The organism is Sporocytophaga myxococcoides DSM 11118 (genome assembly GCF_000426725.1).
Taxonomy (GTDB): domain Bacteria; phylum Bacteroidota; class Bacteroidia; order Cytophagales; family Cytophagaceae; genus Sporocytophaga; species Sporocytophaga myxococcoides.
Map to the genome: position 1 here is coordinate 1 of NZ_AUFX01000012.1, position 14709 is coordinate 14709.

The window sequence follows — 14709 nt, forward strand, 5'->3', positions numbered from 1 at the left end:
AGATACAAATATATTTGTAGTTAAAGCAGACAGGAACGGAAACGCCATCTGGACAAGATACTATAATCTTGGTGATGGTTATGATGAAATAGCCCGTGATATGATCATCGATAAGGATGGCAATATTGTTATCACAGGTTATAAGCGCACAAAGTACAAAACTTCCGATATCCTGGTTTTCACTTTGAAGAATGGAAATCCATTAGACTCTTCTTTTTACACATATGGCGATACAGCAGTGGATGAAAAAGGCTATGGTATTGCACAATCCGCAGATGGCAATTACTTAGTGTATGGAAGCAATAACACAAAAGCTGCAGCCCTTGACATGTACTTGTTGAAGACAGATTTAAATACGACGATCTGGAAAAGACAAATGGGGACTTTAGGTGTAAATGAAAATGACCTAATTGGTTCATTTGATATTGTGGATGATAAACGTATTATCTGGTGTGGTACCACCTTTAGGAATGGCGAATCCAACATGGCTGTTACGACAGCAGACGATTATGGAAACTTTCTATGGAATCTGACATTTGTACCACATAACAAAATCAATGAATATGGAAGGTGTATGGTAAAGACAGGAGAAGGTTATGTTATTGCAGGAAGTAAAAACAGGTCAACGGATCCAGCCAGTTTGAAAGATGTTTATATTGTAAAGACAGATATTAATGGCATATCAGGTGTTAATGATAAGTTTGTTGTGCCTGGCACATACAGCTCAGAGGCAAATTCAATAGTAGCGCTAGGGAATGGTGTTTATGGCATCACTGGTTATACTAGAACTGCCGCAGGAGACAAAAACATTTACGTTGCCAAAGTTACAGAAGAAGGTAAAGTATTAGCATCAGCAGAATTCGGGGGCGCAGGAGACGATGAAGGTAAACACATCATCTATACAAATGACGGAGGCTTTCTAGTGATAGGCTCTATTTATGCAGTAAACAACTCTATGATGGCAGCCTACAAGATGAGCTCAGATTTGAAGCTTGTAAAATAAATTTTAATTCAGAACCATATTAAAAAGGACTGTCTTTTCGACAGTCCTTTTTTGTGTGTAATAAATTATTTTACTTGTTCTAATAAAGTGTTTTTAAAAGCTTGATTTATAGATTGCTTTTATTATTTTTGAATTACTATTTTAAATACAAATTTATTTGAGATAGGATTACATATTAGGCTATGGGTTATCCGTTAATAGCTATTGGAATTTTTCAGAGATAATCTTTATGGCCGTTATTTAATAATTTAATTTATTGAAATGTGATTAATGCATCTCAATTGAAATGACAAATTTCTTTTGAGTGATTAATTTTTAGATTTAACAATTACTATAAGTATTCAGCTATGGGAGATTTTTTACGCATGGGCCACCTGGTATTAACCTTTGATTACGTGCAATTCAATTCATCCTAAGTGTCGAAACCTATAACTTAAATACACTACTTTATGAAACTTAATTAATGATGCTGTTATAGTTGAATAACTTTTAAGTTTAAACATCAATTTTGTTCGACCAATATATTTTTGAATTAAAAACTTCTTATAGAAAATGAAAAAATTAATGCTTTCATGGACCCTGGTTTTAGCTATTGCGGGTCTTACATTTATGTCTTGTGGAAAAGATAAAGGTGATAATAATCCGGTAGATCCAAATGCGGGAACAGTAAAAGATGAGAGAGATCAGATAGTTTATAAGACAATAAAGATAGGAAATCAGACTTGGTTTGCAGAGGATTTAAGATATGATGGTCCATTGTCACAAGGTAATTCTTGTAATCCATCTTCTGGCGGTAAGATATATGATTTAGATGGAGCAAAAGTTGCATGTCCAAATGGTTGGAGATTGCCATCAGATTTGGATTTTAGAACTCTTGAAAATTATTTAGGTATGTCAAATGCTGACACAGCTAAAATTGGATATGGGGTCGATAGAGGTGTTGATAAGGGCATAGGATTGAAATTGCAAAATGGAGGCTCCACCGGATTTAATTTTACTATTCCGTCAGGACCTGCTAATAGTCGAGATGTTTGGACGTCTACCAAAATTTCAAATGGTAATCCAAATGGAGATATATTGACGAGGACTTTTTCAAGAAATGATAATTCGATAGATCGCGGCAGAAATTTTGAAGGAGGCCAAATGTGTGTTCGTTGTCTAAAGAATTAAAATAATAATATAATTAACATCCTGCTTTCCTGCAGGCTGGTTACCTTTTAATTATTAGGTATAAGAAAGAGATATAGCCTCTCATTTTACATGATGGAGGTCTCAAGATGATTCGGATTTGAAGCTTATCAAGTAAGGTTTTATTACAGAACCATATTAAAAAGGACGTCGTAAAGGCAGTCCTTTTTTTGTGTGTAACGAAATGGTTATTTTTTAAAGCTGTCACTTTTAAAGCTTGATTTATAGATCAGTTTTGCTATTTTTGTTTTCATTGAGTTATATTTATTTAGCAGAATTTACCAGCTTCTGATTGTTTACACTAGCATTTGGATTTTTTTTTGAACAGTCCTGAAGCCGTCATTTATTAGGAAGTGTTAGAGATTAGGGTTACACAATATCATATTTCATTGGTGTAATTGCGTCTTTTCGTTTTATCTTATTTTATACTCATTCTGTTATGGGAGAATTTTTACATAAAAGCCGTCAAGGGGCTAATAACAATCGTAATCTACATCAATCGCAGCAGACACAATTAAAGACTGCTGATCAAAAATCTTCGCAAAATACAGAATCTAAAGAAGAGCATTCTCAAGATTCCTCATCTCCGGAAGTATTACAAAGGAAATGGGATAGTGCAGAAGGAGGAGAGGGGAATAATGAAAAAAAAGGTCCTGTACCTTCAATGATGGTAGAAGAGGAAGAAGAGCCAGTTCAAAGAAAGGGACCTGTGCCATTGCAGCTTCAGGCGGCTGAAGAGGAGGAATTGCCTATTCAGCGTAAAGGACCTGTACCAGCTATGAATGTTGAATCTGAGGAGTTGTCCCAAAGCAACACTTCTTCATCTGGTAAGATGCCTCAGGTGGTTCAAAAGAAGATGGAATCATCATTCGGACAGGATTTTTCTGATGTAAACATTCATACAAATTCTTCTCAATCAAAGGCGCTTAACGCACATGCTTTTACTCAAGGTAATGACATTCACTTTGCTCCCGGCAAGTACAGTCCGGAATCACAAAGTGGGCAGGAACTTCTGGGGCACGAACTAACTCATGTGGTGCAACAGAGGGAAGGTAGGGTGCAGCCTACAGTGCAGAAGAAGGGAGCAAATATTAATGATGACAAAGGCCTGGAGAAAGAAGCAGATGAGATGGGTGAAAGATCAGCGAAAGGCATGTCTTCAACGGTTAATGGTAAGAGCAACGGTATTCAATTAAAAGAAGAGCCGACCTTAGATATCAATGTTCAGGATAATACTTTTTCTTCAGATGTCGTTGTCCCAGGAATGACCAATCTGGGCTCATTTTCCTATATACATGCGATAAGCCAGAAAAGGGTTAATGAATATGTTTTAACAGCTTCCAAAGAAAAATGGGCTACAGTTTTAAAATATGCTGATAGTGGTCCCAACTTTATGACATTTATTATTGGCTTTTTAAAAGCATCCAATGATCCGTCCTGGATAAAAAATGGGGATCCAAATGTAATGAAGCAGAATGGGAAGGTTATAAACATCACCAGAGCGCCAAGTGATCAGGAGAAGCTGGAGTTTTTAAAAGCTTTATATGGAGTTGAAATAAACTCAGAAGTAGATTTAGTTGATTCATGGCATGAGAAGGGGTTAGATAGTTATGAAGGGGTAACTACTCCGGAATTAGCAGAATTTATCGGGAAACATCAACATTTATTGGTGAACTATGCTTCAGGAAAGAAAGGAGATCAACAGTTAGGCTCTGCAGGAATTAAAAACCTTGCAACGCAAGGGACACCTGATGTTACGAATCCTGTCTTAGTAAAAAGTATGATGCAAAGTGCATTTTCGAATGCGATAAGTGCAACTAAAATTATTTTGGCTGATAGTCTGAATGAGAAAGCTAATGGTACATCCTCAATAGATGCATATGACATGGTTGTTAATTCTGCTATTATATTAAATAATACCTTAGATTCATATGGCAGTAGCATTAAGGATATGCAAGCCGGGCTGGGAGTAGTGTTTGATAATGTCTGGGGAGCAATTCCAATTCCTGGTAATGCTGTAGTCAAGTTTATTGCAGGCAAAGCGCAGGACTATTTAAAGGCTGAGTTAACTAGCTCTATGAACTTACCTGTTACAGATAATATGAAAGAAGAATATATAAATAAATACAGCTCTTTTGTTAAAACCGCTTGTATTAAAATATTGGAGGAAAATTCAGATAAGATTGATTCCAGGAATTTGACTTTATCTTATGGTAATTTAATTTCCGGATTTAAAGCATATATGAGTAACTAATTTTATGAAAAGAATATTTTCTATTTTAATACTATTGGCATTGCCTTTTGTTAATTCCCGCTGTTCAATGAAAAAGGATATAAGTACTGATTTAAGTGAGCTTTGTGAGCTGGCAAATCAAATAAGTAAAGACACAAATTCTTCGAAGTCAAAATTGGTTGTTCAATTTATGACGGAATCAAATAAGCTTGAGTTATCTGATGAGACAAGAAAATTTCTGAATGACTTATCCGTTCAGAGCGATGTTTCTTATGGAGACTTTACTGATTTCGCTGCAAGAAATGAGGTTAACGATTTCCAGTGTCCTTCAATTAAAAATTTGTTTGAGAAATGATTGTTGATCATTATTTTTTTCTTTTTGCATTATTAAACAACTTACAAGCATTAGTCTAAAGAGGTAAAGTTAGAATATTTATAGCAGAATATATTTTGTCGACGTATCTATAAAACTTCATAGATTGAGAGGGGGTCAATGTATAACCTTAGATTTACTGCGAATAATATCAGGAATTTCAATTATTCTATTTTATCTATGAAAAGGTGGTAACAATTGTCTATATAAATCCTGATTCCATTAGGATTTTATATTTTGACAAAGATACCTTAAAATTGAATGTCCCTGATCAAAGTATTTCTATGTTGATCGCAACTCCTAAAGGATTGTATACTTTTTTTACTTATTCTAAGATGAATCTTATACCTATATATTTTTTATTTCTCATTTTATCAGGTAGGACAAGCTGTAACGCACATGAATCTAAGTTAAAATCCCCTGCCTTTGATAATAAAGATTGTTTAATATCAATTCCGATTGACAAAGGCTATAAGGAGTTTATAAAAGAGAAGGATGGTATCCTTCTAATTGACAAATCAGAGTTCAAGGACAGCACTTATATGTTGTATCTTCCTCAAAGTAATTTACCTTCATTGGTCATTACAGTATAGTCTTTAAATTTAAAAAAGACCGCAACTCCACTTGACTTTTCGAAGGCTATAATAAAGCAATATCAGAATTCTATTAACAAGGTTGATGATGTATTTTATAAGGATATTCAGGTAGATGAAGTGGGGATAGTAAACAAAGTAAGTTATAAATTTGTCTCTAATGGAAATTCAGTTTATTATTCCTTTTTTCTAAATGGAAAAGCGTTGACCCTTGGGTACATTTTTATGAATGACAAATCTGCCAAAGATCCTGATGAGGATATTAAAAAACTTGAAGTGCTGTGTCCATAAGTAATTAGAAGATTTTAATTTTCTGATGCATGAGATAAGCTTTATTTAAAGGTTTTTCATCTCTAATTAATATTTTTTTTAACAAGTATAAGCGAAAGTAAAACTGTTATCTATAACTCCGTCTTTTCAAAAAGAGCTACAGGATCTGTTTTTTAACCCCTCATTTTTTTTACTACATTTGAGATAAACAAATTTGTAGTATTTATGAAATCAGTTTTCCGCCCTGAGATTATAATTATTATAATGGCTGCCTTTTTCTTTCATTGTAGGGCCTTTGCACAATGCCATTTTAATAACCTTGTTGTTAACAGTGATTTTTCTGATGGTAATTCCGGATTTATATCATCGTATCAGTTCTGTGATACAAAAAATTGCCTCTACCCGGAAGGAAGGTATACTGTAGGTTCAGATATTAGCACTTATCATGGAGACTTTTCCGGAGTGGATCATACAAGTGGTGATGGAAATTTTTTAATTGTTAATGGTGCCGGAAACCCTGAAACCGTTTGGTCACAGACTATAAATGTTAAGCCATATACTGAGTATAACTTTTCCTCCTGGGTCTGTAGCGCAGTGGGAGGAGAGGTAGCACAGCTTCAGTTTTCAATTAATACAGATACCCTTGGAAGTATTTTTTATGCTCCTTCTTCAGTATACACCTGGGAGAAGTTTGACATAATGTGGAATTCCGGATCTTCAACGACTGCTGTTATTAAAATATTAGATCAAAATACGGTTTCTGGTGGAAATGATTTTGGCCTTGATGATATTTACTTTGTTGAGAGCTGTGCCCTTGCTACACATTTTCTTGATATAAGTGCCACAAATAAAAACGCTGCTACTGAATTGAGGTGGAGTACATTAACTGAAAGAGCCAGTAACTATTTTGAAATACAAAGATCTTCTGATGGAATTAATTTTGACTCTATTGGAAAAGTAAAAGCAAGAGGTAATTCAGGAGCTATCGCCAATTATATTTTTGAAGATACAAAAGAGATCTCGGGGTCTTTCTATTACAGAGTTGTGGAATTTGATAATGAGGGCAGACTGGAAATATCTTCAATTGTGGCAACGGGAGAAATGGCTGAAATAAAAGTTTTTCCCAATCCATGCTCAGGTAAGCTAAATATTATTTTTCAAGACCAACCTCATGGTATCATACATATCAGCCTGGCAGATATGACAGGAGGTAATATTCCGCTTGGTAACAGGACCTTTGAAGCTAACGCTGCTAAAATGGTATATGATATCTCAGACTTAACTCCTGGAATTTATCTTCTGAGCATAGGAACAGAATCAGGAAGAATATCTGAAAAAATTGTAATACCGTAAATAAGACTTTAATCAATGAGTCTTATGAACCTCGCTTTCAACTTTACGTTAGTATTCCTGGTAATTAACTCAATAAGTAGAACTGGATATAAATATTCTGAAATGGAAGAACTGCTGAAATACAAGGGATATGATTATTCTTCATTAATAGAGAAATTTGGAATAAAAGATAGTGAAATAGATAAAAACGTCAGTTATATAAAGTTGCAGGGCTTATCCAGAGTGAATAAACCAGATGCGCTTCCGGGATATTTTTATTTTGATGGGAATAAGCTTGTAATGATCTATATCAGTGATGAAGAACGTTTAGGTAATATGTCCTTCGACAAGATAAAATCAGACTATGGTGCAGGTCATCGCCTTTCATCCCGAGCAGGCAAAACCAGTAACTTGCATGCATATCCTGAGAAGGGTTTTGCAGTTTCTGCCACCCATGGTCAGATAGATTTTATTGAAATATTTCCTTCAACAACGCTTGATGATTACAAGAGCAGAATTCATAAAGATGTTGTTTTTATCAGGTAGTTGAATAAAGTAAAGGAAATACTACCACTAGAGGTGGAGGAACTTTTTCACTTTGTGGTATGATTTTTTGGTTTGATATATCTGAAGTAATTTTGTGAACACAAGTCAGATAGTATCAATTATGAAAGGACTCATTCGATCATTAATCATAGTTTTATTTTTTGTGTCCTGCATCAGGCCAACAAAACTTAAAGTAGGAGATGTTGCACCGGATTTTACTTCCAAGGATCAGGATGGAAAAGTTGTTACACTAAGTTCACTTAAAGGTAAAAAGGTAATCTTATATTTTTATCCAAAAGACAATACTCCGGGCTGCACTAAAGAAGCTTGTAATCTGAGAGACAATTATGAACTTCTACAAAAAGAAGGTTACACTGTTTTAGGCGTAAGCCCGGATGACGAAGTTTCTCATAGAACTTTCAAAAATCAGTTTAACTTGCCTTTCACCCTTATTGCAGATGTAGACAAATCTATTCATCAAAAATATGGTACATGGGTAGAAAAAGAAAGAGGTGGAGAGAAGTTCATGGGAACTTCCAGGGTTACGTTTATAATTGATGAAAAGGGTTTTATAAGTGAAATCATTGACGAGGTTGTTCCCGGCGCACATACTGAGCAAATCAGGAAAGAGTTTTAATAAGGTATTAACCTGCTAATGAAAAAGGCTGCCTCCTAATGGGGCAGCCTTTTTGCTATTATAAGGACATTTATGTTATTTCTTAAACTCTAGTAACTGGAACTTATTTGTCCTTTTATTCAGGTACCCCAGAATAACATTTTGTTTGTATGCAGTTGTATTGTTAACTTCCGGCCCTGCAGGACCGAATTTATCTTCTTTATAATCAGTAATCTTCTGCATGGCGCTCTTTGGTATATTGCCTTCAACATGCTCAAAGGTATCGTCAAACAAGCTTTCAAAATGCACAAGATTTATTCTCGTCATTGTCGGACCGCTGTTTGGAAAGTAAGATGAATATCCAAAACCTGGATAACCATATCCAAGCGATGCGGTAGTGTATGGACTGAAGGAAGACCCCGAGCTTATTGGCGTTCCCGTACCAGCGCCTTTATATACAGTAAATTCTTCATAAGAACCGATTTGTACAGCCAGCTTATTTTTCTCTGTTTTATTTACAACGATAGCAATATCTCCACCAAGTGCTTTTTTGAAGAATTGAGAAGTCTTCCTGATTATTTTTTCATCATTGTTGTCAAAGCCGACTATAATACCTTCCTGCACCATTGGCGAGTTAGCTATGTTCACTTCATTTTCTTCAGGGAAAATATTGTATGTAGCCAACAAGCTCATCGTATCAAGGTTGAGCACAGTGAGGTTCATCTGGTCAGGATTCATGCTTATTCTGAATAATGTATTGTCAGTAATGAAGCTATTGCCTTGTTGCCTTGACACGTTCGTTGTTCTTTCGAGTGTGAAGTTTAATTTTTTATATACTGAAGATTTTTTATAGGTATCTATTTCTATAAGATGGGTTCTGTCTGCATCATCAAAGGTGAAGAAGATTTTACCTTTGGAGTGATACAGTTTTTTATCGGAGTGCACGGATCTGATTGTATTCACCGTCTCGGGATTAATATCATCAATTACAAGTGGCTTTTCCTCTTCAGTACCATCGCTTTTTCTGCTGAGTCTTCCGTAGAATGTTGGGAATTCCATATTATACATGTCGGCCTCCAATGTTGCTGCGTGAGGAGAGATTGTATAAACGTTCACATCATTCTTGTACTGCATTACTGTGAGTATGTAGAATTTGCCATCCATGTTAAAGCCTTTAAGGACTTGCTCTTTGGGTTGAAGGACAAAGAACTTCTCATAAGCTTGCTCACCTGTAACTTTGTTAACTTTCAGTTGAGATAAAATATTGGACTTTGGATGATGAAAGTAAAACACGGCATATATAGAATCTATAAGGCCACCGAGTATTTCTTCTTTCTTTTCATCAGCACTTCTTTTGTAAACAGTTTTCCTCTGCTCATTAAAATCATCAGAAAGTATAATGGTTTGATATTGTTTGTTCGTCTTAAACAAAAATGCAAGCCCTTTACCAGCCTGAGCTACAGAATATACATCCTTCGGATTTTGAATAGTAAGGTTTAGCGCGGTAATCTCGTGTTGTGCATTGGCTGTCATTGTCATGCAAAAGACAATGGTCAGCAGTAAAATACCTTTTCTCATAATTATACTCCCTTAAGACAACGGTGCTGTATCACTGAATTCGCAGGTTCCCTGATAAGGGAACTAATGCTCTATTCAGAAAATTGCCGCTATCATGTTGGCTACGATAGGAAAACAGGTATTTTTTTCTTTAGTTTTTTTTATGTCAATTGCTTGTAATATTTTTTATCATTTCGTACATTTACTTTGACTTATAGTATTCATTAGCAAATAATTAATTTTTTTTAATAGCAAAAAATGCACACAAAAAATTATAAGAAATGAATAAAATTAGAATTCTCCCTTATTTACTTGTCTTATTTATTGTATCTCCCTTAAGTACTTATGCCGCCGGAGAGCGCAAGTATGAAACTATTGCAATCGGTTCGTTCTTTGCTCTTGCACTTGTAGCTTTGGTTGTCTACTATCTTAAGTGGAAAATGAGTACCGCTGCAGGAGATAAATTCATTTACAGACAAGTTGAAGAAATCCGTAACGGAAGACGGGTTGTTGTTAACAAAAAGTTTAAAGTAGTGCAGGATAAGCAGGATAAAAAAGTAAAAAGACGTCCAAATGCTTAAACCTGCTCTCAATAATTGAATATTTAAAAGCTCTCTGTTAAGAAGGGCTTTTTTTTCATGCTTATGGGACAAATCCGATATAATGGTTGTGTCAATTTTATATTCCGCGCAATTCTCAATACCAGTCTTTATTGTGTAAACTTTTTTCAAGAGCGTTGAGGTTTTAAATTTTCTTTTTAGAGGTTCTTTAACACAATTTTTTTCAGGTAAATTAATCCTGTCTCGATGCCTGCGCCAATGTTCACTATATCGTTGAAGAAATTACCGGAATAGTCAGGTATCCCTGTAAATATCCATTCTGTTTGCTCTTCATTTTCTTGTATTAAACCCATATTTCATGTGTTTCGATATCGCCTTAACTGGCCGGTAAAAAGATTGTTTATGACTTGTTCATTTCCTTCCGAAAATTTTTTTTCTCCCTGCCCATTTTTTTTGATTTTCGATATCATAATAAAGTTTTCATATACTGAGATTGAAAAGGCGGGAAATTGTTTATAGCTGGTTCAGAATTATTTCTCAATGAGGTAGTTTTTCCCTGAAATATCCATAGACCCATGTGCCTGCAATGGCGCTGAGAAGGGATATAGTAATAACAGTTGCACCTGTTCCTATCTGAGCAAATAATGGTCCCGGACAAGCTCCTGTCATAGCCCAGCCAAGGCCAAACAACAGGCCACCATATATCTGACCCTTGTTGAAGGTTTTAGGATGAAATTTTATTTCTTCTCCGCTAAGGGTTTTTATGTTGAATTTTTTGATTAATAAAACGGAGATTAACCCGGTTGCTACAGCACTTCCGATTATGCCGTACATATGAAAGGATTCCAATCTGAACATTTCCTGAATACGGAACCAGCTTATGATTTCAGCCTTTACAAATACAATTCCGAAGGCTATCCCTACTATCACATATTTTAGATAATGCCACCAAGGGGCAGGTTTATTTATTTCCTGATGAGTCATTTGAATAAAATTTTAAAGAGAAAGAATAAGGGGAAGAATTAGATTAGCCATGATAAAACCTCCTATCATGAAGCAAATAGTAGCTATCAAGGATGGCCATTGAAGTGTTGACAATCCCATAATGGCATGGCCACTAGTACAGCCTCCGGCATATCTTGTTCCGAAGCCTACGAGAAAACCGCCCACAACCATTAGTAAGAATCCTCTTTGTGAGAACAATGCATTCCAGTTAAATAAATCTTCAGGCACTATGTTTTGATAATTTGTAATACCATAAGCTGAAAGATCTTCTGCAAGCTTTTGATTTACTTCTATAGATTCGGGATTGCTTAGGAAATTGGCTCCAATAAATCCACCGATAATGATGCCAGCTACAAAGAAAAGGTTCCAGGCTTCTTTCTTCCAATCATACTGGAAGAAGGGAATTTTTGCAGGAATACATGCAGCGCAGATATGTCTTAAGTTTGAGCTTATGCCAAATGATTTGTTACCAATGATTAAGAGAATGGGAACAGTTAATCCGATTAGTGGTCCGGCCACATACCATGGCCAGGGTTGAGATAGAAATTCTATAATATTCATGATGAACTTTACTTTTGGGAAATAAATGCTTTGATGAAGTTTTAAACTCCATTGAAACGTTTATTTACCATGATATTTTATTTTTCTGACTGAATAATGTGTCTCTGCTTTTGAGGATTTATGGTATGAATTTACCTTTTTGTGTTTTTGATAACCATAGCAGAGGCTTTTCTAAAGCAGTTTATGCGTTCTTTATTTTTATCCTACACCTTCAACAATTTGCTTTGACAAACGAAATCTGTTTTGGGAACAGAAGTTTTGGATATAGCTCCAAATCCTCCCGCTATTTCCGTAAAGTTTCTGTAGCCTCTAGCCTGCAATATTGATGCGGCCATCATGCTTCTATATCCGCCGGCGCAATGTAAATAGAAATGCTCTTTTGGATTGATATCTTTTATCCATTCATTGATATAGGCAAGAGGCTTATTAAATGCCTCCTGTACATGTTCTGCAGAGTATTCCGTTTCTTTTCGAACATCTATGACTTTGCTTTCTCCGATCTTAATTCTCTTTGAAAACTCTTCAGCATCTATACGATTTACTGAGTCAGTTTCTTTTCCTTCTGCCAGCCAGGATTCAAAGCCACCTTTGAGATGACCCAGTATATTGTCAAAGCCTACTCTGCTTAGTCGGGTTACTGCGTCTTCCTCTTTTCCTGGTTCTGTTACCAGTATTATTGGTTGCTTCACATCAGCAATCAGTGAGCCGACCCAGGGAGCAAAGTCTCCGTTCAGACCAATGTTGATTGATTGAGGAATGAAAGATTTGTAGAACTCCGTGTTGGCTCTTGTATCTAGTACCAGAGCATTGTGGACTTCTGCAACATCTTCTAATTCTGAGGGGGTAAGCGGCTTAAGTCCATGATTCAAAACTTCGTCAAAGCTTTCGTAACCTTTTTTATTCAAAGCAGCATTGAGCGGAAAGTAAGCTGGAGGAGGTAAAAGTCCATCTGTTACTTCTTTTATGAAAGATGCTTTGTCTGGCTGATTCAGAGCGTAATTGGTTTTCTTCTGATTGCCCAAGGTGTCGATGGTTTCCTTCATCATGTTTTTTCCGCAGGCACTTCCAGCGCCGTGTGCAGGATAAACAATGATGTCATCAGCCAGTGGCAATATTTTATTCATGAGGCTTTCATAAAGCATACCTGCCAGATCTTCAGCTGTGATCTGACCAGCTTTCTGGGCCAGGTCAGGTCTTCCCACATCTCCGAGAAACAAAGTATCGCCACTGAATATGGCATAGTCTTTTCCTTCTTCGTTTTTTAAAAGGTAAACTGTGCTTTCAAGTGTATGTCCCGGAGTATGTAATACCTTGATGGTTACATTACCTAATTTAAATTCCTGTCCATCGGCTGCAATTATCGAATCAAATTCAGTCGTGGCTGTGGGGCCATATATAATGGGGGCTCCGGTTTTTCTGCTAAGATCAAGATGTCCGGATACAAAGTCTGCATGAAAGTGAGTTTCAAATATGTATTTGATTTTAGCTCCTGCTTTTTCAGCACGGGCTATATATGGTCCGACTTCTCTTAGAGGATCAATGATTGCGACTTCTCCTGCAGATTCGATATAGTATGCACCCTGTGCGAGGCAACCGGTATAAATTTGTTCAACTTTCATATCAATAATTAAGGGTGAAACAATACTTCTTTTATTATAATAAATAATCCAAGAACAAGTGTAAAGTAACCAAAAGCAGGTTTTAATTTATCCCCCTGTACTTTTTTTGATAAAATCGTACCAATGAAAATTCCGGCTAGCGCAAAAGCGGTGTAAACAAGAAGAAAATTCCAGTCAGCACTTAAACCTGCATATAGGTCACCGGTGAAACCAATAAGAGAATTCGCTGCAATAATCAGTAAAGATGTGCCAATAGAAACTTTCATCGGCAGTCCAACAAGTAGTACCAATGCCGGAATAATCAGGAAGCCTCCGCCCGCTCCGACAAATCCGGTAAGTACTCCAAGGATAAGTCCTTCGACAATGATCATTGGGTAATTAAACCTAACTGTTGCTGGATTAAACTCCTCTTCTGTTATGGTTTTGTTCAATTGCTTTTTGATCATGGAATAGGATGAAGCAATCATCAATATGGCAAAGGCAATCATGATCAATACTTCTTTGTTCAGTACAAAGCCTGAATATTCTGTAATTTTATCTGGCAGGAGAGGTACCAGAAATCTTCTGGTCAGGAATACAGACATGAAAGATGGTAAGGAAAATGCGATTGCAGCCCTGTAGCACAATTGCTTTTTCCTGAAGTAACTAATAGCTCCGGCCAATGAAGTAGAGCCTACAACAAAAAGTGAATACGCTGTAGATGTAACAGGGCTTAGTTTTAAAAGATAAACTAGTACAGGTACCGTAAGTATTGAGCCTCCACCACCAATAAGGCCCAGCGTGAGACCAATTAGTACCGCGAACAAATAACCTAAAATCTCCATAGCTTAAATTGAGATATTTACATATTTAAATAATTACATGTATTAAGAAAAAAAACTCAATCACATTCGCATTGAGCAACGCACTCTAAAATTTTTATGATGCGTTTTTCTTTTAATTCATAAACCATGTTTTTGCCCTCTCTCTGGCATTTGAGGATTTTCTTGTCTTTCATGGCAATCAGATGGTGAGATAGAGCCGCTTGCTCTATTTTAAGATGCTCCTGCATTTCGCCTACGTTCATCCTGGTATTCTTTTCAAGCAACTCAATGATGGACATACGCATAGGATGCGCGATTGTCTTAAGGACAGCACAAGCTTTTTCAAGCTTTTCAATACTAATTCCGGTTTTAGAGTCTGTTGTTGAGTCCATTCTGATAGCGTTGTGATTATTATTTAAACGTAAATATATGTAAAAAGTTTCATATGAA

The 14709-nt window shown here is 36.1% G+C and carries 16 protein-coding genes; 9 read left to right on the top strand and 7 right to left on the bottom strand.

Translation table 11 applies throughout. From position 1 onward, the window contains the following. The 8 genes from K350_RS32545 to bcp form a co-directional block, all read left to right on the top strand. The coding region (locus tag K350_RS32545; protein WP_028980661.1) for a hypothetical protein at positions 1-1003 on the top strand (1003 nt) is incomplete at its 5' end. A gap of 552 nt (positions 1004-1555) precedes the next feature. Next, complete coding sequence (locus K350_RS31335; protein WP_051313183.1) at positions 1556-2173, top strand: FISUMP domain-containing protein; 618 nt, start codon at positions 1556-1558, stop codon at positions 2171-2173. 457 nt (positions 2174-2630) lie between these two features. Further along, positions 2631-4445, top strand: coding sequence for an eCIS core domain-containing protein (locus K350_RS31340; RefSeq protein WP_051313184.1), 1815 nt, complete (start codon positions 2631-2633; stop codon positions 4443-4445). Between the two features lie 4 nt (positions 4446-4449). After that, a complete protein-coding gene (locus K350_RS0115325) occupies positions 4450-4779 on the top strand; it encodes a hypothetical protein (RefSeq protein WP_028980662.1) in 330 nt (109 codons plus the stop codon). Between the two features lie 206 nt (positions 4780-4985). After that, positions 4986-5390 (top strand): hypothetical protein, encoded by a 405-nt coding sequence (locus K350_RS0115330; protein ID WP_028980663.1) that lies wholly within the window; start codon positions 4986-4988, stop codon positions 5388-5390. A 495-nt stretch (positions 5391-5885) separates the two neighbouring features. Next, entirely contained in the window at positions 5886-7013 is a 1128-nt protein-coding gene (locus K350_RS0115340; RefSeq protein ID WP_028980664.1) for a T9SS type A sorting domain-containing protein, read from the top strand. Positions 7014-7115: 102 nt separating this feature from the next. Then, complete coding sequence (locus K350_RS0115345; RefSeq protein ID WP_211236752.1) at positions 7116-7538, top strand: hypothetical protein; 423 nt, start codon at positions 7116-7118, stop codon at positions 7536-7538. A 121-nt stretch (positions 7539-7659) separates the two neighbouring features. Next, a complete protein-coding gene (gene bcp, locus K350_RS0115350) occupies positions 7660-8175 on the top strand; it encodes a thioredoxin-dependent thiol peroxidase (protein ID WP_081671025.1) in 516 nt (171 codons plus the stop codon). Between the two features lie 75 nt (positions 8176-8250). Here the strand turns inward: bcp and K350_RS0115355 are convergent, their stop codons facing one another. Beyond that, entirely contained in the window at positions 8251-9732 is a 1482-nt protein-coding gene (locus K350_RS0115355) for a hypothetical protein (protein ID WP_156027057.1), read from the bottom strand. A gap of 260 nt (positions 9733-9992) precedes the next feature. On the opposite strand from K350_RS0115355, the gene K350_RS0115360 reads away from it, so the two are divergent. Next, positions 9993-10292 (top strand): hypothetical protein, encoded by a 300-nt coding sequence (locus K350_RS0115360; RefSeq protein ID WP_028980668.1) that lies wholly within the window; start codon positions 9993-9995, stop codon positions 10290-10292. 176 nt (positions 10293-10468) lie between these two features. Here the strand turns inward: K350_RS0115360 and K350_RS32385 are convergent, their stop codons facing one another. The 6 genes from K350_RS32385 to K350_RS0115395 all read right to left on the bottom strand — a co-directional run bounded on the left by K350_RS32385 (position 10469) and on the right by K350_RS0115395 (position 14651). After that, entirely contained in the window at positions 10469-10624 is a 156-nt protein-coding gene (locus tag K350_RS32385) for a hypothetical protein (RefSeq protein WP_156027058.1), read from the bottom strand. A gap of 184 nt (positions 10625-10808) precedes the next feature. Further along, on the bottom strand, positions 10809-11255 hold the full coding sequence (locus tag K350_RS0115375; protein WP_028980669.1) for a DUF6691 family protein: 447 nt from the start codon (positions 11253-11255) through the stop codon (positions 10809-10811). Between the two features lie 12 nt (positions 11256-11267). Beyond that, entirely contained in the window at positions 11268-11837 is a 570-nt protein-coding gene (locus tag K350_RS0115380; protein ID WP_211236753.1) for a YeeE/YedE family protein, read from the bottom strand. Between the two features lie 203 nt (positions 11838-12040). Next, positions 12041-13456, bottom strand: coding sequence for an MBL fold metallo-hydrolase (locus tag K350_RS0115385; RefSeq protein WP_028980671.1), 1416 nt, complete (start codon positions 13454-13456; stop codon positions 12041-12043). Between the two features lie 8 nt (positions 13457-13464). Beyond that, positions 13465-14280: a sulfite exporter TauE/SafE family protein gene (locus K350_RS0115390; protein ID WP_028980672.1), complete on the bottom strand. Its 816-nt coding sequence runs from the start codon at positions 14278-14280 to the stop codon at positions 13465-13467. 56 nt (positions 14281-14336) lie between these two features. Beyond that, positions 14337-14651, bottom strand: a complete 315-nt coding sequence (locus K350_RS0115395) for an ArsR/SmtB family transcription factor (protein ID WP_028980673.1) — start codon at positions 14649-14651, stop codon at positions 14337-14339. Positions 14652-14709 lie beyond the last annotated feature (58 nt).